This window comes from Neobacillus rhizosphaerae, from assembly GCF_050477885.1.
Lineage (GTDB): Bacteria > Bacillota > Bacilli > Bacillales > Cytobacillaceae > Neobacillus > Neobacillus rhizosphaerae_A.
This window is the reverse complement of sequence record NZ_JBCNAC010000179.1, coordinates 1-26,891: the sequence shown is the minus strand read 5'-3', so window position 1 is coordinate 26,891 and position 26,891 is coordinate 1. Positions and strand designations below refer to the sequence as shown.

The window sequence follows — 26,891 nt, the reverse complement described above, 5'->3', positions numbered from 1 at the left end:
GGGGGACTGTCCCCTTTTTGGTGGTTAATACCATGAGTGCCGGTATCGCAATCGGCCGAACAATGAAGGTGTCGAGGAGGACGCCAATTGCTACGGCAAAGCCGAATACACGAAGCTCCATGACGGGTTGGGTGATTAAGACGGCGAAGGTGGCAGCCAGGATGAGGCCCGCTGAGGAAATGACGCCTCCTGTTTTACCCACACCCTCCCGTACTGCGTCCTTAATCGACAACTGCTTTTTCTCTTCACGAATGCGGGAGATGAGCATGATGGAGTAATCCACCCCCAATGCCACTAAGAACACAAATGTATACAAAGGCGTACGGTAGCTAATGCCCGGATAGCCAAGTAGGTCTTGGAAAACGAAGATACTCAACCCTAACGCTGCTCCAAAGGATAAAAGAACGGTAGCCATTATATAGATAGGCGCGAAGAGCGAACGGGTTTGAATACCAAGCATCACCATGATCAATACCGTCATAATCAATAGAATCCGAATTTCATCCCCATGGCTGGCTTGACGGATATCGGCGTTTTGAGCCGTTTCACCTGCGATTAATAATTTCGCTCCCTTAATTTGACTAGCTTTTAATAGAGAAGCAGAATCCTCTCGAAGTCTCACGATGTCGTCAAAAGCCTTCTCCGAATAAGGGTTATGTTTCAACACAAGATTGATTTTCACCACATTCCGTTGCTTCTCTGCATAGGGATTCCCTTGAACTTCCGCTTTAGAAACAGAGTCCCACCGATTTAATTCCTCTACCAAACGTTGTATCTGCTCCTGGGACACCTCTCTTTTTGCCTTCACAATCACTGTACTTGGGGCAATCTCACCGGCAGAAAAGGCATCATTTAATCGAGCAAAGCCTTGAATTGAGGACATCTCCTGCGGAAATGAATCCAGAAGGTTGAACGAGTACTGAACCTGTCTGATCATCGAAGTACATAACACCAGCATCAATACAATCGGAACCAAAGAAACCCATGGTTTGGCTGTAACGAAGCGTCCTATTTTATGCCAAACCCCTTCTTTCCCAAAGCGCTTTACCACCACCGCCCGTTTTCGTGGATTTGCGGGCCAAAATGCTTTTTCCCCTGCAATCGCAAAAAGCGCAGGTAGTAACGTAACACCCGAAAGAATCATCAGGGCGACTGCGACAGCGAATACCGGCGCAAACCCACGATACGGTTCATACACAGCAAAAAACAAGGTCAGCATACTTAGAAACACCGTTCCGCCACTGAAGAGGATGGGTTCTTTTACGAAGCTTAAGGCTGTTTTCATGGCATCATTAACCGGTAAGCCTTTTTCCAGTTCCTCTCGGAAACGGGCAAATAACAAGAGCGAAGAGTCGGTAATCACCGCAAACAATAAAATCATCATAATCGATAAGGCCTGGCTGTCGATGGCAAACCAATTAAACTTCCCCATCAAACCTAACAATCGATCGACGACTGAATAAGAGATACCGGCACCAATCAACGGAATCAGTGCCAATAAGGGCGAGCGGTAAATGACGATTAACAATAAAAAAATCAACCCCACAGTTGCAAGGATTAATACCACATCTGCTTTTGAAAACATTTCATACGTATCTGCCACGATGCCTGCAGGACCCGTGAAATATGTTTCCAGATTCGGAGGCAACCCGTTTGCCACTTCTTTTTTCAGCCCATCCATCGTTGTTTTTACCACTTTGTTTTCCAGCCCACTTGGAAATAAAACCGGTAAAAAGAACGTGGTTTGATCCTTTGAAAAGAAGGAATCGCGTGCTTGTACAGGCATCTTTGATAACGGAATAATGGTTAAATCCTGTTCTGCCTCACCCACCACTTTTTCAGTAAAACTAATTGCTTTTCCCACATCAGGCTCTTTCAAACCCTGTTTGTCATAAACCACAACAAACAACGGAACCCCTTCAGAAGAAGGAAAATACTGTTTCAACGCTTTTTCTGCTTGAATGCTTGCAGTCGTTTCAGGTAATCCAGCATTTTTATTAGGTGAGGTTTGCTCCTTAGCACCTGTGGCAAACACGGAAAGCGCCACAGCTGCAACTAGCCAAGTTAGCAAAATCAGCAACCATCGTTTTTTCTCTTTTAAAAGTCTCATGATGCTTGCTCACCTTTGACCGGCTCGATCATGAACGTGACGATGATGAATAAAACGAAACTAATTAATAAAATAGAGCCGCCAACAATGTAAAAAATTAGTGCAAATGTGTCATTGATTTCCAACGGCCTTACTAGATGGAGCCACATCCCGGCTGTTAATCCAGCGGCACCGATTCCCGCCGTCCAGCCATGAGCAGCTACTAGCTTGGATGACTTTATTTTAAACACTCGGTAAAACAATCCCCATACAAAGATGGATAACCAGCCGACAACTAATATGTGTGCGTGAACAGGGCGTATTTGGTAATTTCCTGATCCGGCCATGTCTGAGCCGATGATGGCTCCTACCAAACCAAAGATAGCCGCGAGGCGAATAAGTCGAATACTCCATTTATTTTCCATCATGTTAACCTCCATAGTTTTTATTTCTACGTTGACTATAGTAATTGGTTAACATGAACTCTATATGAACTTTACGTTACAAATAGGGAAGCTTAATGGTAAAAATGGTTCCTTCGTTCGGTGCACTCGTGACGTGAATTTCCCCTTTATGGAGCTCGATGATTTGTTTCACAATCGATAGGCCGAGACCGGTTCCCTCCTCCGAACGAGACTTGTCTGCCCGGTAAAAACGTTCGAAAAGCTGTGCTTTCTCTTCTTCCATTAGACCGATACCTGTGTCGCTCACGGTCACTTCTAGATATTTTTCTTTTGCTTGCAGTCGAATGTGGATTTCTCCTTCAGGACGGTTATATTTAATCGCATTGGTCAAAAGATTATCCCAAACATTTTCTAATAACGCGGCATCACCACGATACGTCGTCGGTTCCATATCCAATTGTAAGTTAATCTGCTTTTCCTCCAGCCACCAGCGATATTTGTTCACACAGGCTTTTAGTTGCTCAGCTAACTCAAATTCTTGATACTTCACCATTCTGGTCGATTGATCAAGGGTGGTTAATAGTAAAAGCTGACGGGTGAGCTTCGATAACCGCTTGGTTTCTGATTGGATGATTTCAGCATAGTTCTCACGGTCTTCTTCCGTTAAATCGGTTGATTTCAATAAGCCGGCATAGCCTTGAATATTCAGCAGCGGCGATTGAAAATCATGTGACACATTACTGATGAATTCCTTGCGAATCTTATCATTCTCCTGAAGCTGACCGACCATCGTATGAAAACTCGATGCCAGCTGACCGATTTCGTCACGACGGTCAATGTTCAGCTGGGTATCATAGTTTTCATTGGCAATCCGTTTGGTTGCCTCCGTTAATTGTGTGATAGGAACAATCAAAAGCTTGGCCACGACCAGCATCAGCAATAGGCTTAAAAAAGCGGTTCCTACGATGAGGCCGCCTAAAAGGGTATGGACCTCGCTAAATAATAGCTTGATATCCGGTCTGACAAAGAGTGCATAGCGCTTGTTTTCATAGCTAAACGGAACGCCGATTGTGTTCGACAATTCGTTGGCAAAAAAACCAGTCACAAATGTCTGACGAGGAAATTCGCGCATCCCATGATAGATGTAGCCGTCGAGTACCTTTTTCACAGAAGATGCTTGTAAATCTTGTACCCGATACTTCCCGCCGTAAAAGTGGCCCTTGCCCGATTCATCGACGACATAAAGCTGATAACCGATTTTTCCCACCGTCGATAGGTAATTGGATAACGGGAGCTTTGGAGAGGCCTCGATGTGAGCGGCAATGGATTCAGCGATCTCGACATTTTTCTTATCATTCCGCTCTTTCATCACGCTTTGGTAATAGGTGTTTGTGAGTAAAAACCCGCAGATCGTGCTGAACAGCATGATAAGAATGGTTGTAAGAGCGAATTTTCCATATAACGATTTCATGAGTGATGCACCTCTAGCTTATAGCCCACTCCACGGACGGTGCTGATTTCAACGTCTTTTGAGATTTTCGCGAGGCGCTCGCGGATTCGCTTGATATGGGTGGTAAGTGTTTGTTCGTCTCCCTCATAGTCGTAGCCCCAAATTTTCTCCATTATGGCGGCCCGCTCAAAGACTTGGTTGGGCTTAGAGGCAAGTAAGGAGAGCAATTCGAATTCCTTCAGCGGGAGGAGTAAGGTGCTTGCGCCTGCGGTGACTTCGAATCGTTTCCGATTGATCATGATGGATCCCACTTGCAGCATGGTATCTGTCGGTTTATCGTATCGTCGTAGGATGGCGGCGATGCGGAATAGCAGTTCTTTGGGTTCGAAGGGCTTGACGATATAATCGTCTGACCCAGCCAGGAACCCTTTTTCCTTATCTTCTAGTTCCCCTTTGGCTGTCAGTAATAGGACCGGGATGTCGTGGTCATTTCTTATTTTTTTCGTCAGTTCATAGCCGTTCACCCCCGGCATCATCACATCCACGATGGCTAAGTCAGGCAGTTCGTTTTCCAAAATTCCAAGGGCTTGGATGCCATTCTCCGCCTTAAGCACCTGATAACCCGACTGGGTTACATGAATGCTAACCAATTCAAGTATATGTTTATCGTCATCTACGACTAAAATTTTCCTCATATGGGCCCGCTCCGTTTCAGTAGCATTTTTCTTTCTCCATTATAACGTTGGGTGCAGTTGGGGGACAGTCCCCCGTTGCGCTAAAGCGCTGGGGGACTGTCCCCGAAAAGTTTTGTCTTTGTTCATAAATGGGAAGGTTACCCCGGTCCAACCTCTATTAAGATGGAGGTAGGAAATCTTTATTTGTTTGGAGGAGACATCGTGAATCGACTTTGGGCTGTTGTAGCACTTACGCTTTTAATATTAACCGGCTGTTCGTCTGGTAGTTCGAGCTCTGCCAAGGATGGCGAAACGATTTACAAGGAAAATTGTTCAGCATGCCACGGTGACCAATTACAGGGCGCTGTTGGTCCGACTGTAGTAAATATGAAGGGGAAGCATTCAGAAGAGGAAGTACTGAAAATTATCAGTGAGGGTACACCTAAGATGCCAGGGAATTTACTTGGGGATGAGGAATCAAAGATTGTGACGAAGTGGTTGATGGAGAAATAGATAGGTGGGTAAGGTGGGTCGCGTTCGTGTATCGTACGCGACCTTTTGCTTTTGCGAATTCTCCTTATAGGGCTCGTAGAACCCGCTTACCACTATTAAATAGATTGTTGCCCCTTAACCCCATTAATCGAATAGCTTGCGCTTATTTCTGCACTCAAGGAATGAGAGACAGAGCAATATTTGTCCTTTGACAGCTGGATCGCCCGTACCACCTTATCTTCCGGCAAATCCCCTTCTAAAGAATAATGAATGTTGATGGTGGTAAACTTTTTAGGATGATCATCCGCCCGTTCACCCTTTACATCCATATGAAAAGACGAAGGCTCAAGACGCATTTTATGCAAAATCGAGATAATATCAATTCCTGTACAGCCTGCGACCGCATTCAAAAGCAGCTCCGTCGGCCGTGCTCCTGTATTCTCTCCACCCACCTCTGGAGCGGCATCCATCTTAATCTCATGTCCAGAGGGAGTCGTCCCCGAAAAGGCCATCTTCTCATTCCACTTAATCGTTAATTCCATTTATACATAACCCCTTTCATTATGTTAATTTTACCAAAATAATGGATTCTTATGTTACTAAAAGGGGACAGTCCCCCGCTGCTTTAAAGCACTGGGGGACTGTCCCCCCTTTATTATGGTATTATTTAGATAAAAAGAGGTGAGGCAAATGCTAAGTTCAACGGACATGAGAAAGAAAGCGGCAGCTGAGAAGGCGGCTGAATTTATTCAGGATGGAATGACGATTGGCTTAGGTTCAGGTTCGACCGTTTACTGGCTCATACAAAGGATAGGCGAATTAGTAGAACAAGGGCTAGCCGTTAGAGGGATTCCTTCCTCTATACGTACAGAAGGATGGGCCAAGGAATGTAAGATTCCCTTAACCGATTTTTCACAAGTACAAAGTCTCGATCTCGCCATTGATGGCGCGGACGAAATTGATCCTAATTTCAACTTAACCAAGGGTGGTGGCGGTTCTCTTTTACGAGAAAAGCTCGTGGATGCCCATGCGAAGAAGCTAATCATCATCGCCGACGAATCGAAAATAGTTCCAACACTAGGGAAGTTTCCTCTTCCTGTTGAAGTCGTTCCCTTTGGCTGGGAAGTAACAGCCCAAAGTATCGCAAACCTTGGCGCTACCCCACAATTAAGAATGAGAGATGGAAACGTCTTCGTTTCTAATAATGGTAACTATATTTTGGATTGTCATTTTCAAACCATTGCGAATCCCGCTGAACTGCATAACCAACTAAAACTGTTACTCGGTGTCGTAGAAACCGGTCTATTCATAGGAATGACAGACACCGTCATCATTGGTGGGGATGAGCAAATAAAGGTCCTTCATAAAAACAAATAAGGAGAGGCCGTTTATGCCTCTCCTTTCATTTAACCCTGAACTAAATCCCTGCGAATCGGTGTGAAAATATCTAAAATCACACATTCCTCTAATACCTTGACCTGGTGTACAACATTCGATGGGATATATTGTTTATCACCTTCAGCCAAGATTCTCTTTTCACCATTTACTTCAAATTCTACTTTTCCTTTTTCAATATAGCTGATTTGTTCCTCAGGATGCTGATCCACATCACCGATAAACCCTTTAGCTAATTGAACTTTTACTAACATAAGTGAACCGTCGCTGCTTAAAATTTCTCTTTTTACCATGATGTCCTCCTAAATGTATGCCAATTCCAACAACAGCGTTTTATAAAAATAATCCTGGATTGATGAGCTTTGGCACAAAGAATGCAATGCTTGGGAAAAAGGCCACAAAAATAAGTACAACAAGAATAATGGCTATATATGGCATAACTGCTGTGAGCGACTTTTCAATACTCAATTCCCCAATTTTTCCAGCAAGCAATAAACATAACCCATAAGGCGGAGTAACAAGACCAATTGCTAATGTTATGACGACAATAAGACCTAAATGAACAGGCGTCATTCCAAAGTGTGTGGCCGTAGGCAAAATAACTGGAACGAAGAGAATCATAGCCGGTATGGCATCCATAAACGTTCCAATAAACAAGAAGAAAGCGATAAGAATTAAAATAAATACCCATTTAGCCCCAACATTATTTACAAAGAAGTCTTGAGCCATTGTGGATAATTGATAGTAACTCAATAACTCACCCAGCGCACTAGCTGCTGCAAGAGCAAATAAGGAAAGTGAGCTTAGTGCAAGCGTATCAGTTAAAATCTTAGGCAAATCAGAAAGTTTAATTGTTTTATAGAAAAACATACTGATGAGTAATGTATAAAGAGACGCGACTGCTGCTGCTTCTGTCGCAGTAAAAAATCCTGTAATAATACCGCCAATGATAATAATTGGCGTAATTAAAGCTGGAATCGTTTCATACACCAACTTTAAGAATTCCTTCATTTTCGCTCGTTCTGATTTCGGATAACCTTTTTTGAGTGCTCGGAAATAAACGAAAGCCATCATTCCCAACCCGATTAAAATACCTGGGATGATTCCGCCTAAGAACAATGCGCCAATGGATGCATTGGTTAAGCCAGCAAAAATGATCATTGGAATACTAGGTGGAATAATAACACCAATGGTAGAAGACGCAGCTGTTACCCCAACCGCAGTTTCCGTGTCATACCCTTGTTTCTTCATATTAGGGATTAAAATTTTACCAACACCTGCAGTATCAGCTTGTGCCGCACCAGATACCCCCGCAAAAATCATGGAAACAAGAATATTTGCATGGGCTAAACCGCCTCTAATATGGCCGACAAGGGCCATTGAAAGGTCAATCAACTTTTGTGAAATTTTCCCGCTATTCATCAAATTCGCAGCCAAAATAAAGAGTGGCACGGCAAGCAGGACAAAGGAATTGATTCCATTTAGCATTTTCATCGGTACTGTCACTTCTGGAATATATGGGACTGTAAAGATTCCCATCAACGCAACAATCCCAATAACAAAAGCAATTGGAACACCAATCAGCATAAGAATGAGAAACAATGCGACTAAAAGGATAGCCGTCATACCTTAGCCCCCCCTCTCTTTATTTCTTTGAAGCTATTAATCAAATGATTAATAGAGTAAATGGCCATTGTAAGTCCTGTAATCGGGATAGATATCCATACATAACCCATTTTCAACGCTGGTAAAGAGGTCCAATTATATGTCCAAAAATTCTGTACAGCCTCGATTCCATAATAGAAAAGAGCGAAAGCAAACAATAATACGATCGTATCAATTACCATTAATAAAGTCGTTTTTGATACTCCGTTAAGCTTTTGCAATAAAAAGTCAAAGCTAAAGTGTTCTTTTCGATTCAACATCACCGCGGCCCCCATAAAGACTGACCAAATGAAAGAATAATTTGCTACTTCCTCCGTCCAAATAACCGGGATGCCTAAATGCCTGGTGGCAATTTGAATAATTATGGTGATAAAAAAGATCGATAAGCTTAAAACACCAATAGTAAGCTGAATTTTCTCAAGAATCTTGATCATGCTTATCGTTTCCCCCCTTGTTTAGGAGTAAAGGGAAGAAACATCTTCCCTTTATCCATTCAATCTATTTACTTCAAGTCTCTGATTTCTTTTAATAATTTTTCGACGCCCATTTCCTTCGCAGCCTTGTCTTGTAATGGCTCTGCTAATTTAATAAATGGTGCACGATCGATCTCGTTTACAACTGCTCCATCAGCAATCGCTTTTTCTTTATATTCGCTTTCTTGAGCAATAACAGAAGCTCTTTCTGCTTCAACAGAAGCCTTTGCTGCTTCTAAAATAATTTCTTTCTGTTCTTTCGTATAAGAGTCAAACTTCTTGCCATTTACTAATAAGAATCTTGTTGTGTAATCATGGCCTGTTTCAGTGATGTATTTACCATTCTTCGTCTTGTGGTGATTTTGTTGTACAAAATACGGATAAGAATTTTCAGATGAATCTACAACGTTTTGTTGTAATGCTTGGTATAGTTCGCCCCATGCAATAGATGTTGGAATGGCACCAGCTTGTTTCCAGTAATCAGCCACAACACCAGAAGTTTGTGTTCTAAATGTTAACCCTTTTAAATCGCTCATTTTGTTAATTGGCTTTTTACCATAATAATGTCTTACACCAGCAGACCAGTAGCCTACAATTTTGAAATCGTTATTAGACTTTTCATTGATTAACTTCGTGATGTCTTCGCCGACTTTACCATCTACAACTTTTTCCCAGTGCTCGTAGCTATCGAATAGGTATGGTAACGCTAACAAATCAACTTCTTTAATTCCTGTTTGTGTCATAAATCCAGGAGATACTAATACTACATCCGCAGCGCCTAACTTAAGCTTCTGTACTAATTCAGCCTCTTCTGTTCCAATTGTTCCCGCATGAACTTCCACTTCAATGTTCCCTTTTGACTTGCTTTCAGCCACTTCTTTGAACTTTAAAAGACCAACTTGATATGGGTTATCCGGAGATGTTTGGTTATGAGCAGCAACGAGCTTAATCTTTTTAGCTCCACCATCGCCTTCACCAGCACTCTTTGTTCCAGTTTCCTTACTGCTACAGCCTGCCAAAACAACAGATAAAGCTAAAAGTAATACAAAGGATAATGAGAATAATTTTTTCATTTTACTAGCTCCCCCTACTTTTTTATAAGTATATTAATTTTTAATAACTACCTGTGTGTATTCGAGCGCTTTGCTAGTTAAGGTATGATAATCCTCTTCGCTTTTTAAAAGCTTGGGATTAACTAAATTGCTTCCTACTCCAACTGCTAAAGCACCGCTGCCCATGTACTCAAGGACATTTCCTTGATTTATTCCTCCCGTAACCATTAATGGAATATGCGGGAACGGTCCATGAATATTTTTTACATAGCCCGGACCAAAGGCATTGGCTGGAAAAACTTTAATCATATCGGCACCGTGCTCATAAGCTGTCAAAATCTCTGTAGGTGTTAATGCTCCTGGTATGCTGGTTACTCCATAACGCTTGGTCATTTTTATTGTTTCAGGATTCAGTGATGGAGAAACAATAAATGTACTTCCTGCCATGATGGCTGCTCTTGCCGTTTCAGGGTCCAAAACGGTACCCGCACCAACTAGAACCTGATTACAAAATTCATCTGTCACTTTTTCAATCATGGTCATCACTTTTGGCGTTTCCGCAGTGATCTCCACTACTTTAACTCCACCCTTATATAAAGCGTTTACAATTGGGAGGATATTTTCAGGAGTCGCTTCGCGTATAACTGCCACTATTGGATTTTCTTTAATGAAATGGACTACATTCACTTCTAAACCATCCCCTTTTGTAAAAAAGTTACCTATTCAAGGTTCGTATGCCGCTTAGTCATTTCACCATAGGTAGAATCTTGATTCTCTGTCTGTAAAGTCCCAATGATGATCGCGTCTAGAACGAGGTGAACAGATTGATCAAATTGATTCCCAAGGGGCTGGATCGTCTGTGGTTCACTTGGTCTTCGGTATTTGGTTGCAGCCGGAATTACAAGAATCCCGTCACAGATTGAAGCAATCTTAGAATCTCTATTTGTCGTAACTAGAAACACTTTGGCACCAAGCTCTTTTGATTTTGATGCATATTGTAGGATGGCTCCTGTTGACCCTGATCCAGAGATGGCTACTAATAAATCATCTGCGTCAATACTTGGTGTGACCGTTTCACCAATCACATAAACCGGAAAGCCACCGTGCATAAGACGCATCGCAAACGCTTTTCCCATTAGACCCGAGCGCCCTTCTCCATAAACAAAGATTCGCTTTGCCTCTCGAAGATGCTTAGATAAATGAATCGCTTCTTCCTCGCTTACCTGGGCAAGGACGGTTGAAATTTCATTCGCAACTGTATTTATAATGGATTTCATCGTGAGACCAGTCCTTTCATTACCGCAGCAGCTTCCGCCGGAATTTCCGCCTTCGTGATCGCACTACCAACGATAATCGTATCAGGCTGAATTTGTAACACCGCCGGAAGGGAATCTACATTAATTCCACCTGCAACTGCTACATCAAACTGGTCAAAGCCATGTGTTAAGGCTAATTGCTCAGCACCCATTTCACCTTCTGCCTGCATATCCTTGCCAAAGTGAAGACTTACTAGGTCCACACCAAGCTGCTGTAATTCAACCAGACGGTTGCGATTGGTTACGCCCAATAGGTCAATCATGATACGCTTGTTATAGGTTTTCGCCACTTCAAGTGTATCCAAGATCGTTTTATCAGCAGAAAAGGCCATCACGGTCGTAATATCTGCACCTGCCTCAAAGGCTTGAATCGCTTCATGCATCCCAGCGTCACATGTCTTCATATCAGCAACGACCACTTTATAGGGGTAAGTCTCTTTAATCTCCCGAATAATGGCCATACCGTATTCCTTAATTACTCCGGTACCTATCTCTATCCAATCCACAAAGGCTTCTGTTTCTTGTAAAAGCTGAAAGCACTCATCCCGCGTTAAGCGGTCAAGGGCTAGTTGAAGATTCATTCTCTCACCCTATCTTTCTATGAATTCCTTTTCCCCTAAATGGACTAATACTTCATCTAAATATGGCAGCCCCTCGTTATCGCCTGAAACACTGACAACCATTGAACCAATGGTGTTGGCAAAATGCAAGGTTTTCTCCAGCGTCCAATGATTTAATACTCCATAAATAAAACCGCAATCAAACCCATCACCAGCACCAACCGTGTCTACAACCTTCTTTGCTTTTACCGGTGGAGCCTCGATATACAGTCCATTATGATAACCAATGGAGCCTTTATCTCCTTGTTTGATGGCTATATAGGAAATACCGTAATGCTTGCTTTTTTCGATGATTTCTGAGGGATCACTTACCCCTAATAGCAATTCCGCTTCTTCCACGCCGGTTAATAAAATATCCACATGTGGGAGGAATTCTCGTAATGCAGCTTTCGCTTCCTCTTTACTCCAAAGCTTTAACCGGATATTCGGATCAAAGGATACTAACACCCCATGCTTTTTTGCTAGCGAAATTGCATATTTTACTAGTTCAATATTCTTCGCTTGGTCAACTGCAGGAAAAACACCAGTTATATGAACGACCTTTGCATTCTTAAAATAAGATTCATCAAGTGTATCCACAGTTAAAGCGGTTGTCGGAGAGTTGTTCCGATAATAGAAGGTACGTCCACTACCATCCTCCATAATCTCTTTGAAGTTTAGTGAAGTCGGATACCCATCTACTAGCTCTACTTGAGATACATCGATTCCTTCTCCGCGGACAAAATTGTAGATATACCTGCCAAACTCATCATTACCTAACCGGCTGATCCACCCTGCTTTTAAGCCTAAACGGGCACAACCAATGGCAACATTCAGCTCAGCTCCCCCTACTTTCCTTTCAAAAGAAGGAACATATCTCATAGGTCCCGTTGAAACGGGGTTAAACGTAATCATTGCATCTCCAATGGTAATGATATCATTCATATGACTAACATCCTTTTTAACAAGAATTCCTTACAATAAGTCTCGGTTCTAAACGAAAATTGACTTGTTCATCCTCTACGTCTTTTTTCTGAATTTTACTCAGCAAGAGCTCAGCGGCCTTCTTCCCTATCTCAAAGGATGGCTGCTCAACAATCGTTAAGGCTGGTTCATAAAAGCTAGCAAAGGAAACATCATCAATGCCGATGATGGCAAGGTCAGTAGGAATGCGGAGGCCTTGTTTTTTTACGTACTTTAAGATCTCCATAAGAGTAAGGTCATTCCCTGCCAAAATAGCTTGGATGGGCTCTTCGAGAGAAAGCATTTCTTCCAATCCTGCTTGGATTTTATTAATTTCTAGTTTCTTAATGTACTCTTCTTTAATCGGAATTCCATTACTTTGTAAAGCCTTTTTATAGCCGGTAATCCGCTCCATCCTAGGTGATACATTGCGAATGACATTCGTAATAATCCCGATTCGCTCATAGCCTTTTTCAATAAAGTGCTGTACAGCAAGACCAGCCGCATTTTCGTTGTCTAGCATGACAGATGGAATCGATACTTCCGGTACGATACGGTCTACAAAGATCACTGGGTACTTCTCATCTACCATTTCTTCATAGAGCTCTACGTTATCACCTGTAGGAAAAAGAATAATACCATCTACCTGTTTAGCCCTAAGCATTTCAATGTATCTCTTTTCTTTTCCTGGATCGTCGTCCGCATTACACACAATTAGGTGGAAATCGTAAAGGTGGCACATATCTTCGATGGACCGTATCACCTGAGTTGAAAAATTATGCAAAATGTTAGCAACGATGACCCCTATTGTCATAGTGGATTTCTGTTTTAAGCTTCTTGCCACGATATTTGGTCGATAATCCAATTCCTTGATGGCTTCCTCAATTCGCTGTTTCGTATTTTCTGCCATATAGTCGTATCTTTTATTTAAATATTGGGAAACTGTACTCTTAGATACCTTTGCATGCTGAGCTACATCAGCAATTGTTGCTTTTTTCATAGAATCTTCTCCAGAATTTCTAACATTATTTGATAAACCGATTTACTAAATCGGTTTACTAAATCGGTTTAGTGATAGTATAGAACAAATGAAAGCGTTTTACAATAGGAATTTTCAAAAAACTTTAGGGGACAGTCCCCCGCTGCGTTAAAGCGCCGGGGGACTGTCCCCTAATTGGTTTTTTTCCTGCTATCTCTTCAGGTCGATCATAAATTTATACCGATCCGCTCGGTAAAGGGATTTGACGGTTTCTATCGGGACGTTATTTTCTAGCATTGCGATTCGCTGGATAAAGAGAGTAGGTGCTCCTTTTGGGATTTGGAGATATTCCGCCTCCACATTATCCACAACCGAAGCCTCAATCGATTGGCTGGCATGCGTGATCGATAAATTCAATTTCTCTTGGATAAATTGATAAATCGATTGATTCAAAAGATCCTCTGTTATCCCCGGAACTAAATCAGCAGAAATATAGTTGGTCTCCAGTGCCATCGGGACACCATCCGCCAAACGAACCCGCTTGATCTCATACACAGGATCAGATTCCTTTATGTGCAAATCCTGAGCAATCGCCGCAGTGGCCGGAATAACCTTGAAATCCAACAGCTCACTGCTTGGAGTCATACCTCTTTCAAGCATATCCTCCGAAAAGCTCGTTAACCCACGCTTTTCAATCTTCTGATCTGACACAAAGGTACCTCTTCCCTGCTTTCGGTCAAGTAACCCCATTTGCACCAGGTTATTAATCGCTTGACGGACCGTCATCCGACTAATTTGATACTTCTCAGAGAACTCCCTTTCAGATGGCACTAAATCGCCAGGCATCCATTCCTTGTTTTCAATCATTGTCTTGATCTGTTGCTCTAATTGATAATAAATCGGGATCGGAGAGGTTTTATCAATCATGCCATTCATCCTCCCTTCAACAATAATTCTTTGCCTCAACCAACGCTTGTTGATCAGCAATAATAGTGACATTCGGATGTAATTGTAAAATGGAAGCCGGAAAGCTTTCTGTCACTTCCCCACAAAGCAGCTGCTTCATCGCTTCTTTTTTCGATTCACCCGAAACCAGCAGAAGAATCTCCCGACTTTTCATAATCGAAGCGATTCCCATAGAAATCGCAAACCTCGGCACCTCATCCATCGACTTGAAGTATCGTGAATTCGCCTCCCTCGTTGATTCATCGAGCGTCACGATATGTGTCTTAGCACCGAACTTTGTCCCAGGCTCATTAAAGCCAATGTGGCCATTGCTGCCAATCCCGAGAATCTGGAGGTCAATTCCACCATGGTCATCGATTGATTTTTCATAACGCACACATTCCTGCTCCATATCCTTCGCATCACCTCTAGGAATGTGGGTTTGGGCCTTCGGAACATTGATATGATGAAATAATTGTTCATCCATATAGTACCGGTAGCTGCTTGGATGCTCCCCGGAAAAACCAATATATTCATCCAAATTAAACGTGGTCACCTTCTCATAGGAGGTCCCGTTTTCGCCATGATCCTTAATCAGCTGTTCATAGGTTCCTTTTGGAGTCCCGCCCGTTGCCAATCCAAGGGTAAGCGTAGGATTCTGCTTCACCTTTTCGATGATATAGTTTGCCGCCGTCCGGCTCATTTGGTTATAATTTTCTACTTCAATAATCTTCATACTCACTCGTCCCCTCTCTTGTATGCCAGCTGTCCTTTACAAAACGTCATAACGACCTCGTTGTTTTCATCTAAAACAACCACATCGGCATCCTTGCCAACCTTCAGGCTTCCCTTCTTGTCCAACACACCCATTTGTTTGGCAGGATTATAAGAGCTCATTTGAACCGCGTCTCTTACTGAGCAGCCTGTAAAGGAGAGAATGTTTTTAAATGCCTGCGCCATCGTTAACACACTGCCGGCCAATGTCCCATCTTCTAAGAGTGCTTTTCCCTTTTTCACAAACACCCTCTGACCACCTAAGTCATATTCTCCATCTGAAAGGAACTGGGCTCTCATTGCATCTGTAATCAGTATCATTCGCTCCGGAGTGATGAGCTCATATGAAACCCTCACCATCTCAGGGGACACATGAATCCCATCAGCAATGATTTCCACCATTAATTCCTTTCGTAAATAAGCTGCTCCAACCACACCTGGTTCCCGGTGATGCAGCCCGCGCATTTGATTAAATAAATGAGTAATATGGGACGCACCCGATTGAATCGCCTGGCCCACTTCTTCGAACTTCGCATCCGAATGACCAATGGATGCAATGATTCCTTTTTCTTTTAAAAATTCAACAAGCTCTCCTCCATGTGGCATCTCAGGTGCTAACGTGATCAACTTAATTGTTTCTTTTGATAGTTTCAGCCACTTGTCGAATAACTCTATGTCTGCAGGGATAATGTGCTGAAGCGGTTGAGCCCCCGCTTTTGTCGGATTAATAAACGGACCTTCAAAATGAATTCCAAGGATTTCGGCTTGTCCACTTTTTTGTTTAGCGGAAATATATTCGCCTGTTTGACGTAACGCCTTCTCTAATAAGTCTTTACTTTGAGTTATGGTAGTAGCCAAAAAGCTCGTAGTCCCTGCTTGTGGAAGCGACGAAGCCATGTTTTCTAGCGCTTCATCCGTACAATCCATCGTGTCAGCCCCATTTGCCCCATGGATATGCACATCAACAAAGCCAGGTATAATTTTATAGGTTTCAGGAAGAATAAGTTCTTGAACATTCTCATCCAAATTTCCTTCTACTGTAGACCCTATTGCTTCGATTTTTCCGTCTTTAATGAGAAGCGACCCTTTGTTTATCTCCTTATCTTCTGCGTAAACCACTGCATTTTTTAGCAAAACAGTACGGAAACCACTCATAATAAAAAACCTCTTCTCTAAAAGTTATATAGTTGTCTAGACCACTCAAAACTTTATATAAGGAATCCAGCTTAGTAAGCATAGATTCCTTTAGTTATTTTCTTTGCGTATAATTCAGAACGGCATTCCTTGAATTGATAATTTTTTCAATACTGTCATCATAGTATTTCGATACATACGCGTAGAATATGATGTCTACTGTTAAAAATTGAGCGAAAATCGAGCTTGTAGCAGCGCTGCGGAATTGTGCTTCCGGTGCGCGAACATGCTGTAACGATAAATCCACCTTTTGTGATAAGGCATTATGTCCGAAGCGGGAAAGCCCTATGGTTTGGCAACCAGATTCCTTTGCGATATCAACCAGACGAAGAACTTCTGGTGTTTCACCGCTATTTGAAATACAAAAGAAAATACAGTTCTTAGAAGAACCCGAAAGGATCGCGGCATAAATATGTGCATCCTGATAGGAGATAACCGTTTTTCCTAAACGGGACCATTTTTGCATGATATCATCCGCCACAAGGGAGGACGCTCCTAAGCCATACACGTAAATCACATCGGCATTCTTGATACACTCAATGGTTTGGTGAATAATTGTTTCATCAAGTTCCGTCGCGGTTTCCTTGATCACCTCGACAGAATTGGAAACAATTTTTTCCTTAATAGATTGAACCGTTTCATTTGGCTCAATATCATAATATCCGCTTTTAAACGAATGAGAAATTTGCGATGAGAGGGAAAGCTTTAACTCGGAATAACCGGCTACACCAATGGAGCGGCAAAGGCGAATAACGGCTGCACTACTGGCTTTGGCATTGGCTGCTAATTCATGTACGGTCATTCGGACAATTTCATCGGCATGATCTAATATGTATTGTGCCACTTTTTTTTCCGATTTAGGTAACTCGTCTAAGACACTTTCAATCCTGACTAAACTATTAACAGTAGTCGTAGTCATCTCCCCCTTCCACACCATTTTCTAGACTTTTTTCTTTGCTAAATAGTAGCAACCGACCGTAGATGAAACATCCTCGAGAATCAATTGAGCGTTTGGTAACGTTTCCTTTATTTTATCAGTAAAGGCTGCTTGTACAAAAGGTATTTTTGTTAAAATACTCCCTTTTACAGCAATTGGCAATGAGGACGGGAAAGGCAGCTGGCGATAGGCAGCCAAGGTCATCTCTGCTAAATGCCAACCCGCTTCCTTAAGAATCGTCCGGGCACTTTCATCCCCTTCATCCGCTTGCTCGACAATCACCGGTACAACGGAGGCAATGTCCCCTTTTGAAGATGTGTAGATAAACTTCTTAATATCAGCTATCTCTTTCAGTTCAAGCCTCGATAGAATTTTCGTCGTTAGTGGACTCCTAGCTTGTTGAAGGTCCGCTTCCACCGTCATTCGTTTAAAGGCTTCTAGAGCAATCCAATAGCCGCTGCCCTGATCACCAAGCAGATGGCCCCAGCCACCCGTCATAATCAGCTTCTCATCCTTCTTTGCAATACTAACGGAGCCGGTCCCTGATATGGTTAAGATCCCGTCCTCACCCTTTAAAAGGGCAGCATGTGCGATCCACGCATCATTCACAATTGTAAATGGCACACCATAGGCATGAAGTAACGAATCTTCAATGGCGCGTGTGTCGGCCACTCCCCCATATCCGGCAAGACCCAAATAAAGATAGAGGCAATCCTTCAGGTCTAATGATTCCAAACATTGCTCTATTGCCATATGAATATTGGCTGTAGCCTGTCCTTCATCAATCAGAAGATTCCCGTAGCCTGAAACGCCCTTATTAAGTAGATTTCCTTCTAAGTCATAGGCTGCTGCTTCCGTTTTTGTCCCGCCGCCATCCACGCCAATGAGATACTTCACACTAAACACTCCTTAGCCCTTGGCTATTGATTATTTTAAGGTAAATTGGAACTTGCCCCATGGCTGTAGAAAATCTAGTAAAAATACTTCTTCCGGTGCAATTCGGCCCACTACATTTGTTTTTCCAGAGTTCTCCATATCCTGTAATGCAATTTGCAATTCGCCTTTATATTGACCGTACAATTCGTTCTCAATCAGAAGATCCCCACGACGGATATCCGGAGTGTACGTTGGCTTAAATTCTTCCTGCTTATATTTCACCCGCGATTGAGTGGAGCGGATTAAATAATCGGATACATCTCCACGGTAAAAATGAAATTCTTCCAGGACAATTTTTTTCTCCAGATCTGTAATCGTGTCAAACATTTCTGTTTTAAACGTAAGCATTTGCGGATTCAGCTCACTCAATGCCTGCATTTCTTCTTCGGAGGCATAGGCGTTCGCAATCACGACATCATCAATCAAACCCGTAGCAAAAAGATGCTTCGCCTGAGTGGCAATCGGAAGAGTCCGGTGCATTTCCAATGTGCATAATCCTTCTGTCACCGGCCATGGTCCGAAGGTAGCGGATGGTGCATTCACAAATGCCGATGTCCGGATATTATGACGTTTAAACAGCTCACAGCATGTGACAAAATGGTTGTAACTTAATCCCGCATACCGATGGGGATAGAAGTTATGTGAACCTACTAGATTCTCTGTGTTCGGCTGATAAGCCATTATGTTATCTAAATAGTTGGTTGCGTTACTCATATTAATCTCAATTTTTAGACCATAAGGATTATGGGTCATAATGCTTTCTTCATTCCCGGTAAAACCCATGTCTAGGCGGATTCCGTACGCCCCTAATTCCGCAAAAAAGGATAAATCATTATACGATATGCCTAAAGCACCGAAGACGCGTGGGGCAATATCCACCATTACTTCCATGCCTAAATCATTAGCAAAAGAGATGGTTTCTTTAAAGTTTTTCATAATCTCTGCTTGGTCGCCATTGACTGAGAGCAGACAGGTAAAGACTCTTTTAAAGCCATATTTATGTGCTAAGGCAATATACGCCTGATCTTTCTCCACTGTAGAGTGTTCCGGGTAAATTGATATGCCTAACTTTCTCATCGAAAAAACCTCCGTCTACTTCTGAACTGGTGCTAGTTTTTTAATAATCCGGATCATATGTTCAATCAGCTTTTGCTCACTAATCGCGGTCATCAAGTGGTCTTGGGCATGAATCATCAGCAGAGTTTTTTCACTTGGGTGGCCATTCAGTTCATTTTGAATGAGCTTGGTTTGTGTCTTATGGGCAAGATTTAATTCGTCTTGAGCTTCTTTTATTAGTGCTTCTGCTTTTTCAAAATCAAATTCCTCTGCGGCCTCAAGTGCTTCAAAGGCAAGTCCTCTGGCATTGCCGCCATGAGAAATAATTTCAAAAATCTCCATTTCGTTATTCATTGCTTCTGCTGTCATGTTCAACACTCCTATTGGTTAATAAGGTACTGGTGTAATATTTCCTAGAATGACCGGTCGTTTCGCACCCGTTGCACTAGGCACGTTGCTTGGTAAATGGTTCATGGTTTCATTCGCTAAAATAGCAAACGCGATCGCTTCCTTCGCTTCGGAGGAAAAGCCGAAATCCTCTTGTTGATACACACGGCAATGGTCGATTAATTCCTCCTGCAGCATCGACATAAGCGTATCATTATAGCTGCCACCACCGCCAACAATCACTTCATCAATGATTGTCTTTGGAAAAATAAATGTTTTATAGTTTTCTGCAATCGAACGGGCTGTAAACCTTGTCATCGTTGTGATGAAATCCTCCGGTGAAACATGTGAATAGTTGCTCACCAGCTTCTCCACCAACGAGGCTCCAAATAGTTCTCTTCCTGTCGATTTGGGTGGTGAGGCAAGCACAAATGGGATACTCATACATTCTTCTAATAACGCTTGATTTACTCGACCTCGTTTCCCGATTTCTCCACCCTTATCGTAAGGTTGAGCAAAAAACTTTTGACATAGATAATCAATCATCATATTCCCCGGACCTGTATCAAAGGCGTACACATCATCGATAGTAGCCTGTTTAGGCAGCACCGTTACATTGCCGATTCCACCGATATTTTGTAACAATCGAGATTTCTCGCTGCTTCCATATAAAATCATCTCTGTATACGGGACGAGTGGAGCGCCCTGTCCACCTGCCGCCATATCCATCGTCCGAAAGTTGGAAACCACCGTCGTTTGGGTCTGATACGCAATCACCGCAGGTTCGCCAATTTGTAGTGTGGACGGAACGAATTTCCCGGATCGATTTGGTTGATGATAAATCGTTTGTCCATGGGACCCAATCAAATTAAGCTGCTCCAAGGGAAAATCGGCCTTCTGACAAACCGCGATCACGGCATCCGCAAAAATCCCACCTAATTGAAAATTCAAGGAACAAATCTGTTGGCTGTTAGAGGTATCAATAGAGAGGGCATCGTGAATATCTTTTTTTACATCCGTTGAAAAAGGGATGGAAACAAAGTCGATTAACTCCACCTTCGATTGCAGGCCGCAACCGTCTATTTTCACCAAGGCTGCGTCCACACCATCTAATGAAGTGCCAGACATTAATCCTACAACATATGGCATTGAAATCACCTCTAGTTTATCGATATACAATCAAATAACAACTCAACAGACACCCTATTAATAAGGAGAAAAATAAGGCCGTCATTTGCTTCTTGGTTTTAAATTTACCTTCAATCAATACCAACACACCCGTTAGTCCTACACTAATGCCAATACTATTAATCAGATATAAGGACAATTGCTGATCAACACCGCTGACGCGTAATAGCGGATTAAAGATAAGATTAAAAACAAGAATAAAGCCGAAAAATAGAAAGCCACTCTTATAGCTGAAAAAGTGAAGCTTTGGTGATGGTACTGGTGATGTACTACGCATGGTCATCCCTCTTTCCTTCATTTTAAAAGGCTTATGAATAGAGAAGGGAGCTCGGAGCAAATGGTCCAAACTCCCTTCTCAAACTTAAGCTGCTTTTTGCTCTTGAATCTCTTGTGCTACTAATTTCTTATCATACATCTTAAAGAATGGTAGATAAATGATGACCGATACAGCAATATTCACAAGAACAAGGACAACGGCTCTCCAGTCACCACCAGTTGCTAAATAAGCGCCGATTGGTGCTGGCAATGTCCAAGGAACCATAACATACGTTGGGTTAACCATGCCGATCGAAGTAGCAACATAAGCGATCGTTGCCCCTACTAACGGAGTAATAATAAAAGGAATAATTAATACCGGATTTAACACAATTGGCATACCGAAAATAACTGGTTCATTAATATTGAAAAGACTTGGCACAATCGTTGTTCTCGCCATTGCTTTGCTATATTGTGATTTAGCTGTCAGTAACATCGCGATAACCAAACCTAATGTAGCACCTGCTCCACCGATCCAGATGAACCATTGGAAGAACGTTTCAGGAGCGATATGCGGAATCGTTTTTCCAGCTGCCACCGCTGCAGAGTTATTGGCTAAATACACTTCCCAAACAGGACGTGCAACCGCACCAACGACAGACACACCATGAATACCAAAAGACCAAAAGAAAGTAATTAAGAATACAGGAATAATGACCCCAATATATGTGTCACCTGCTTTAACAAGTGGCGCAACTAACTTATCGACAATCGAATGTGTATCTACACCAAACACAACAGTGATGAGTGTCATCACAGTTAAAACAAAGGTCACTGGAAGTAACGCTTCAAATGAACGTGCAACAGAAGTTGGAACAGAACTAGGCATTTTAATCATGATTTTCTTTTGTTTAAAGAAACGCATAGATTCTACTGAAAAGATTGCCACAATCATCGCAACAAACAGACCGTGTCCACCAAGGTTAGCCATTGGTAAAACAAACCCAACATCCTTCACCATTTGAACGCCGATCGTGAATAAGAACGCTGCCGTAGAAAGTAGTCCCCCTGATAACGGGTCGAGCTTATAGCTTTGCGATAAACTGTACCCGATTCCAAAGGTGATATACAAGGTCATAATATACATCGTTAAACGGTAAGGGATTAAAATCTCTGCAATGTGTTTCGTTGACCAAGCCGCAATGGCCGAATCCGCACTTACCGGTGGAAAGGCAATGATAAGAAAAATACTTCCGAAAATAATAAATGGCAGGGCTGAAACGACACCATCACGGATGGCTCGTAAGTGTTTTTGCTCAGATAATTTAGCCATTGGAGTCGAAAGATTTTTCTCTAAAAAGGCTACAAATTTGTCCATTTTCATTTCTCCCTTTAAATGTTTTCTGTATCTAAAAGAATTATTTTTTCAGCTCATTAGCAAGTTTTAATAATGTCGGGCCGCCAAGTGGGCTGTAGGCTTGTGGCGGAATAATTTGGCACGGGACGCCCGCTGCATCCGCAGATTCCTTGAATCCATCAAAACGGTGTCTGACTTGTGGTGCAACCATCGCTACATCCCAGCCATTTCGTACTTCCGCATCAAATTCTTGTGTTCCAACTGCTAACAATTCAATCTCGATACCCGCTTTTTCCGCTTCTTTCTTTAGCGCGTTAACTACGATTGCACTTGACATTCCACCTGAACATACAAATAATACTTTCATTTTCATTCTCCTTTACAAGGGATAGTTTTAGATTGCATTTCTTACAAAGCCTTCTGCTGCCTCTAAGCGATTGACTGCCTCTTCATAGGAAACATTCGTTAAAATCATAATAATGGCGACTTTCGGTTTATTATCTGCTTTTACTAAAAATTCTTCGGCAATTTCATAAGGGCAGTTTGTTGCTTCCATAATAATGCGTTTGGCTCGTTCCACCAGCTTCTCATTGGTTAGCTGAAGGTCGACCATCAAGTTCCCATATACTTTACCAATCCCGACCATGGAGGCTGTTGAAAGCATATTGCAGACAAGCTTCTGTGAAGTACCTGCCTTCAATCGGGTGGAGCCTGTCAGGACTTCAGGGCCACTTACTACTTCGATCGCGACCTCGGCAATCTTGCCCGTTTCTGACTCCTTGTTACAGCTGATTGCCACTGTCTTCGCTCCTATATTCTTTGCATATTCTAATCCTGCTAGTACATAGGGAGTCCGACCGCTGGCTGCGATCCCTACTAGAACATCCTTGTTTGTTAACTGAATGCTTTTTAAATCTTGAACTCCTAATTCCAGACTGTCTTCGGCACCCTCCACGGCTTTAATAAAGGCGTTTTCACCACCGGCGATCAGGCCAATGACTTCATTCGGAGAAGTATTAAAGGTCGGCGGACATTCTACCGCATCGAGCAAACCTATTCGGCCGCTTGTCCCTGCGCCCATATAAATTAATCTTCCCCCATTTTTATAGGCGGCGACTATCATTTCCACAGCCTTTGCAATGTGTGTCAGCTCCTGCCTCACAGCATATGCCACCTTCATATCCTCTTCGTTCATCACCTCCAAAAAATCAATCGCTTTCATTTGGTCCAGGTGCATTGTTTTCTCATTACGACCTTCCGTCGTTAAATGTTCTAACATACCTATCATCCTTTTGTATTTCGGTTGTAAAAAGATTTATGATACCGCTTTCTAAACACAGTATAGCATCATTGAAATTATGTTTCAATATATTATTATTTTTTTAATACAAAGTTTCAAAAATGAATTATAATAGACTTGTAACTATGGAATATAGAGGTTGTTCACCGTTTGAGGAGTTATTTTTGAAAAGGCTTGCATATAAAATAAATAAATTTTGTTAGATAAGGATGGGGAACAAACAATGCTTTCGAAGGAAATATCAGAAAAACTTATTTCTATTGTAACCAAGGAAAATTTCGCTGATTCGAAAACAGAGTGCTTAGTTTACTCGTATGACGCTACACCTAATTTCCAGTCCATGCCGGATGCCGTGGTCAGCCCGCGCAATAAAGAGGAAGTGTCAAAAATCGTAAAGCTTTGTAACGAATATAAGATTCCGATCGTTCCGCGCGGCTCTGGGACGAATCTATGTGCAGGAACCTGCCCGACAGAAGGCGGGATTGTCCTTCTTTTTAAACACATGAACAACATCCTTGAAATTGACGAAGAAAACCTAACCATCACGGTGCAGCCGGGTGTGATCACTCTTGAGATGATACAGGCTATCGAAGAAAAAGGCCTGTTCTATCCGCCCGATCCCAGTTCTATGAAGATTTCTACCATAGGCGGCAACATCAATGAGAATTCAGGTGGCCTTAGGGGTCTGAAATATGGCGTAACAAGAGATTATGTGATGGGTCTTGAGGCTGTCCTGCCAAACGGCGATATCATCCGTACGGGTGGAAAGCTGGCAAAAGATGTGGCAGGATATGACCTGACTCGCCTTTTGGTTGGTTCCGAGGGCACACTGGGTGTAATTACAGAAGCCACGTTGAAGCTGATTCCGATGCCGGAAACAAGAAAGACGATGCTTGTCCACTATCAGGATCTTTCGGCTGCCGCCAAGTCTGTTTCCAAAATTATTGCGAATAAAATCATTCCCACCACACTGGAATTCTTGGATCAGCCTACATTAAAGGTAGTTGAAGATTTTGCCAAAATCGGTCTGCCGACCAATGTGGAGGCCGTTCTTTTAATCGAGCAGGATGGCCCGGCTGAAGTAGTGGAACGAGATATGAAAAAAATAGCGGAAGTATGTAAACAGGAACAGGCTGTGTCGATTCAGATGGCGGCAACGGAAGAGGAAGCGGCTGCACTAAGAACGGCACGGCGCTCAGCCCTTTCAGCTGTTGCACGTTTAAAACCGACGACGATTCTCGAAGATGCGACCGTTCCAAGGTCGGAGATTGCCAATATGGTGAAGGCGATTAATGAAATTACGGAAAAATATCAGCTGACGATTTGTACCTTTGGTCATGCAGGAGACGGAAACCTCCATCCTACCTGCGCCACAGATGCAAGAGATCATGAAGAAATGGAACGAGTAGAACTTGCCTTCGCTGAGATTTTTGAAAAAGCCATCGAACTGGGCGGAACGATTACAGGGGAACATGGCGTTGGTGCCATGAAGGCTCCATACCTAGAATGGAAGCTGAAAAAAGAAGGAATTGCCGCGATGAAAGCCATCAAAGTGGCATTTGATCCGAATAACATCATGAATCCTGGCAAGGTGTTTGCCAAAGACAGCAAGAAACGTGTGGTGATTACAAGATGACAACGTTGATGGAACGGGAAAAAATTCAACAACAATTTAAAGCCCAAATGAATGAGGATGAATTGTTAAACTGTATGCGCTGCGGCTTTTGTCTGCCAACCTGCCCGACCTATATCGAATCAGGCTACAAGGAATCGCATTCTCCTCGAGGAAGGATCGCCTTAATGAAAGCGGTCGTTGACGGATTGATTGAGCCGGATGAGGATTTCGAGCGATCACTGGAGCTCTGCCTCGGTTGCCGTGCCTGTGAACCGGTCTGCCCTTCAGGGGTGAATTATGGTCACTTGTTGGAGGATGCTCGGGATATTATCAATCAAAACAAGAAGCATTCCTTGCCGGTACGGACACTTAGAAAAACGGTGTTTCAGGGGCTCTTCCCCCACCCAAACCGTATGCGAGGAGTGGTTGGCCTACTAGGATTTTATCAACGATCCGGGCTTCAAGCCTTTGCGCAAAAAATAGGCTATTTAGGTCTTTTACCTGAACAATTGGCCACAATGGAAAAAGTGCTGCCGAAGGTACCAACGAGTAAAGAAATGAAGAACAGGCCCGAACACCTTCCTGCAATTGCCAAGAAGGTTCATCGAGTCGCTTTTTTCAGTGGCTGTCTAATGGATACGATGTTCCTTAAAACGAATGATGCGACCATGAAATTGTTGCAGTTAGCTGGATGTGAAATCGTTATTCCTCGTGACCAGACGTGTTGCGGTGCGTTGCATGGACATAGTGGCGAAAAGGGCGGGGCCAAGGAGTTGGCGAAGCGGAATATCGAAGCGTTTGAGGATTTAGAAGTGGATTATATTATTACCAATGCCGGAGGCTGCGGTGCGTTCCTAGTTGATTATGATCATCTTTTAAAGGATGACCCTGATTGGAAAAGTCGGGCGAAGGCCTTTAAGGAGAAAATTAAGGATATTTCTGAAATTCTAGTGGCTGTTGATTTTCATAAGAAGGTGAAGTTAGAACTTCCACCACAGGTGATCACCTATCAAGATTCCTGCCATCTGAGAAATGTGATGAAAACGGCTTCTGCTCCAAGAACGCTGCTTCGAGCGATCCAGGGGGTACATTATCAAGAAATGAAGGATGCGGACCGCTGCTGTGGGTCTGCTGGAATATATAATATTGTAGAATCGGAGTCTTCTATGGTGATGCTCGACTTTAAAATGGTGCAGGCCAAAGCGACCCACGCAACCACCATTGTCACCGCCAACCCCGGCTGCCTGCTACAAATGCAGCTTGGAATCGAGCGGGAAGGACTCTCGTCAACCACTCGCGGCGTCCATATTGTTGATTTGCTTGCTGAAGCGGTCAAATGAAATAAACTTGGACAAAATTTGGGGACAGTCCCCCGGCGCGCTAAAGCGCTGGGGGA

Annotated in this window: 30 protein-coding genes; 4 read left to right on the top strand and 26 right to left on the bottom strand. The window is 42.8% G+C overall.

Annotated features, from left to right (window positions below; all coding sequences use genetic code 11):
• From ABES03_RS23920 to ABES03_RS23905, 4 genes are all read right to left on the bottom strand, one after another.
• Positions 1 to 2,110, bottom strand: a 2,110-nt coding sequence (locus tag ABES03_RS23920) for an MMPL family transporter (RefSeq protein WP_430121407.1), incomplete at its 3' end; no start/stop codon positions are given.
• Positions 2,107 to 2,514 (bottom strand): hypothetical protein, encoded by a 408-nt coding sequence (locus ABES03_RS23915; protein ID WP_430121409.1) that lies wholly within the window; start codon positions 2,512 to 2,514, stop codon positions 2,107 to 2,109. The genes ABES03_RS23920 and ABES03_RS23915, both read right to left, overlap by 4 nt.
• A 76-nt stretch (positions 2,515 to 2,590) precedes the next feature.
• A complete protein-coding gene (locus ABES03_RS23910) occupies positions 2,591 to 3,964 on the bottom strand; it encodes a sensor histidine kinase (RefSeq protein WP_430121405.1) in 1,374 nt (457 codons plus the stop codon).
• Positions 3,961 to 4,638, bottom strand: a complete 678-nt coding sequence (locus ABES03_RS23905; protein WP_430121403.1) for a response regulator transcription factor — start codon at positions 4,636 to 4,638, stop codon at positions 3,961 to 3,963. The genes ABES03_RS23910 and ABES03_RS23905 overlap by 4 nt, the downstream gene beginning before the upstream one ends.
• Positions 4,639 to 4,839: 201 nt before the next feature.
• On the opposite strand from ABES03_RS23905, the gene ABES03_RS23900 reads away from it, so the two are divergent.
• Positions 4,840 to 5,130, top strand: a complete 291-nt coding sequence (locus ABES03_RS23900; RefSeq protein WP_430121401.1) for a c-type cytochrome — start codon at positions 4,840 to 4,842, stop codon at positions 5,128 to 5,130.
• Between the two features lie 95 nt (positions 5,131 to 5,225).
• Here ABES03_RS23900 and ABES03_RS23895 read toward each other — a convergent pair whose 3' ends face one another.
• Complete coding sequence (locus ABES03_RS23895; protein ID WP_430121399.1) at positions 5,226 to 5,651, bottom strand: OsmC family protein; 426 nt, start codon at positions 5,649 to 5,651, stop codon at positions 5,226 to 5,228.
• A 148-nt stretch (positions 5,652 to 5,799) separates the two neighbouring features.
• Between ABES03_RS23895 and rpiA the strand changes: the two genes are divergently transcribed.
• A complete protein-coding gene (gene rpiA, locus ABES03_RS23890; RefSeq protein ID WP_430121397.1) occupies positions 5,800 to 6,486 on the top strand; it encodes a ribose-5-phosphate isomerase RpiA in 687 nt (228 codons plus the stop codon).
• Positions 6,487 to 6,515: 29 nt separating this feature from the next.
• Here the strand turns inward: rpiA and ABES03_RS23885 are convergent, their stop codons facing one another.
• From ABES03_RS23885 to murQ, 21 genes are all read right to left on the bottom strand, one after another.
• Positions 6,516 to 6,797 carry a cupin domain-containing protein gene (locus ABES03_RS23885; RefSeq protein ID WP_309858620.1) on the bottom strand — a complete coding sequence of 94 codons (282 nt, stop codon included), beginning with the start codon at positions 6,795 to 6,797 and terminating at the stop codon, positions 6,516 to 6,518.
• 40 nt (positions 6,798 to 6,837) lie between these two features.
• A complete protein-coding gene (locus ABES03_RS23880; protein ID WP_430121395.1) occupies positions 6,838 to 8,130 on the bottom strand; it encodes a TRAP transporter large permease in 1,293 nt (430 codons plus the stop codon).
• Positions 8,127 to 8,603 carry a TRAP transporter small permease gene (locus ABES03_RS23875; protein WP_430121393.1) on the bottom strand — a complete coding sequence of 159 codons (477 nt, stop codon included), beginning with the start codon at positions 8,601 to 8,603 and terminating at the stop codon, positions 8,127 to 8,129. Before ABES03_RS23875 ends, ABES03_RS23880 begins: the two co-directional genes overlap by 4 nt.
• Positions 8,604 to 8,671: 68 nt before the next feature.
• Entirely contained in the window at positions 8,672 to 9,715 is a 1,044-nt protein-coding gene (locus ABES03_RS23870) for a TRAP transporter substrate-binding protein (RefSeq protein WP_430121391.1), read from the bottom strand.
• Between the two features lie 33 nt (positions 9,716 to 9,748).
• Positions 9,749 to 10,381, bottom strand: coding sequence for a bifunctional 4-hydroxy-2-oxoglutarate aldolase/2-dehydro-3-deoxy-phosphogluconate aldolase (locus tag ABES03_RS23865; protein ID WP_430121389.1), 633 nt, complete (start codon positions 10,379 to 10,381; stop codon positions 9,749 to 9,751).
• 32 nt (positions 10,382 to 10,413) lie between these two features.
• On the bottom strand, positions 10,414 to 10,971 hold the full coding sequence (gene hxlB, locus ABES03_RS23860) for a 6-phospho-3-hexuloisomerase (RefSeq protein WP_430121387.1): 558 nt from the start codon (positions 10,969 to 10,971) through the stop codon (positions 10,414 to 10,416).
• Entirely contained in the window at positions 10,968 to 11,591 is a 624-nt protein-coding gene (gene hxlA / locus ABES03_RS23855) for a 3-hexulose-6-phosphate synthase (protein WP_430121385.1), read from the bottom strand. The genes hxlB and hxlA overlap by 4 nt, the downstream gene beginning before the upstream one ends.
• A gap of 9 nt (positions 11,592 to 11,600) precedes the next feature.
• Entirely contained in the window at positions 11,601 to 12,554 is a 954-nt protein-coding gene (locus tag ABES03_RS23850; protein ID WP_430121383.1) for a sugar kinase, read from the bottom strand.
• Positions 12,555 to 12,570: 16 nt separating this feature from the next.
• Positions 12,571 to 13,572: a LacI family DNA-binding transcriptional regulator gene (locus ABES03_RS23845; RefSeq protein WP_430121381.1), complete on the bottom strand. Its 1,002-nt coding sequence runs from the start codon at positions 13,570 to 13,572 to the stop codon at positions 12,571 to 12,573.
• Positions 13,573 to 13,761: 189 nt separating this feature from the next.
• Positions 13,762 to 14,478 carry a GntR family transcriptional regulator gene (locus tag ABES03_RS23840; RefSeq protein WP_430121379.1) on the bottom strand — a complete coding sequence of 239 codons (717 nt, stop codon included), beginning with the start codon at positions 14,476 to 14,478 and terminating at the stop codon, positions 13,762 to 13,764.
• A gap of 16 nt (positions 14,479 to 14,494) precedes the next feature.
• On the bottom strand, positions 14,495 to 15,232 hold the full coding sequence (nagB, locus tag ABES03_RS23835; protein WP_430121377.1) for a glucosamine-6-phosphate deaminase: 738 nt from the start codon (positions 15,230 to 15,232) through the stop codon (positions 14,495 to 14,497).
• A gap of 2 nt (positions 15,233 to 15,234) precedes the next feature.
• On the bottom strand, positions 15,235 to 16,425 hold the full coding sequence (gene nagA / locus ABES03_RS23830) for an N-acetylglucosamine-6-phosphate deacetylase (RefSeq protein ID WP_430121375.1): 1,191 nt from the start codon (positions 16,423 to 16,425) through the stop codon (positions 15,235 to 15,237).
• Positions 16,426 to 16,519: 94 nt separating this feature from the next.
• Positions 16,520 to 17,383, bottom strand: coding sequence for a MurR/RpiR family transcriptional regulator (locus tag ABES03_RS23825; RefSeq protein WP_430121373.1), 864 nt, complete (start codon positions 17,381 to 17,383; stop codon positions 16,520 to 16,522).
• A gap of 21 nt (positions 17,384 to 17,404) precedes the next feature.
• Positions 17,405 to 18,298 carry a BadF/BadG/BcrA/BcrD ATPase family protein gene (locus ABES03_RS23820; protein WP_430121372.1) on the bottom strand — a complete coding sequence of 298 codons (894 nt, stop codon included), beginning with the start codon at positions 18,296 to 18,298 and terminating at the stop codon, positions 17,405 to 17,407.
• A gap of 30 nt (positions 18,299 to 18,328) precedes the next feature.
• Positions 18,329 to 19,414, bottom strand: a complete 1,086-nt coding sequence (locus ABES03_RS23815; protein WP_430121370.1) for a DUF871 domain-containing protein — start codon at positions 19,412 to 19,414, stop codon at positions 18,329 to 18,331.
• Positions 19,415 to 19,429: 15 nt separating this feature from the next.
• Positions 19,430 to 19,762 carry a PTS lactose/cellobiose transporter subunit IIA gene (locus tag ABES03_RS23810; protein WP_430121368.1) on the bottom strand — a complete coding sequence of 111 codons (333 nt, stop codon included), beginning with the start codon at positions 19,760 to 19,762 and terminating at the stop codon, positions 19,430 to 19,432.
• Positions 19,763 to 19,780: 18 nt separating this feature from the next.
• Entirely contained in the window at positions 19,781 to 20,929 is a 1,149-nt protein-coding gene (gene anmK / locus ABES03_RS23805) for an anhydro-N-acetylmuramic acid kinase AnmK (RefSeq protein ID WP_430121366.1), read from the bottom strand.
• A gap of 16 nt (positions 20,930 to 20,945) precedes the next feature.
• Positions 20,946 to 21,245, bottom strand: a complete 300-nt coding sequence (locus ABES03_RS23800) for a hypothetical protein (protein ID WP_430121364.1) — start codon at positions 21,243 to 21,245, stop codon at positions 20,946 to 20,948.
• An 84-nt stretch (positions 21,246 to 21,329) separates the two neighbouring features.
• Positions 21,330 to 22,601 carry a PTS sugar transporter subunit IIC gene (locus tag ABES03_RS23795; protein ID WP_430121362.1) on the bottom strand — a complete coding sequence of 424 codons (1,272 nt, stop codon included), beginning with the start codon at positions 22,599 to 22,601 and terminating at the stop codon, positions 21,330 to 21,332.
• A 40-nt stretch (positions 22,602 to 22,641) separates the two neighbouring features.
• Complete coding sequence (locus tag ABES03_RS23790; RefSeq protein WP_430121360.1) at positions 22,642 to 22,947, bottom strand: PTS sugar transporter subunit IIB; 306 nt, start codon at positions 22,945 to 22,947, stop codon at positions 22,642 to 22,644.
• 27 nt (positions 22,948 to 22,974) lie between these two features.
• Positions 22,975 to 23,868: an N-acetylmuramic acid 6-phosphate etherase gene (murQ, locus tag ABES03_RS23785; protein ID WP_430121358.1), complete on the bottom strand. Its 894-nt coding sequence runs from the start codon at positions 23,866 to 23,868 to the stop codon at positions 22,975 to 22,977.
• 235 nt (positions 23,869 to 24,103) lie between these two features.
• Between murQ and glcD the strand changes: the two genes are divergently transcribed.
• Together glcD and ABES03_RS23775 are read left to right on the top strand one after the other, a co-directional pair.
• Complete coding sequence (gene glcD, locus ABES03_RS23780; protein ID WP_430121356.1) at positions 24,104 to 25,516, top strand: glycolate oxidase subunit GlcD; 1,413 nt, start codon at positions 24,104 to 24,106, stop codon at positions 25,514 to 25,516.
• Positions 25,513 to 26,835: a (Fe-S)-binding protein gene (locus ABES03_RS23775; RefSeq protein ID WP_430121354.1), complete on the top strand. Its 1,323-nt coding sequence runs from the start codon at positions 25,513 to 25,515 to the stop codon at positions 26,833 to 26,835. The genes glcD and ABES03_RS23775 overlap by 4 nt, the downstream gene beginning before the upstream one ends.
• Positions 26,836 to 26,891: the final 56 nt, after the last annotated feature.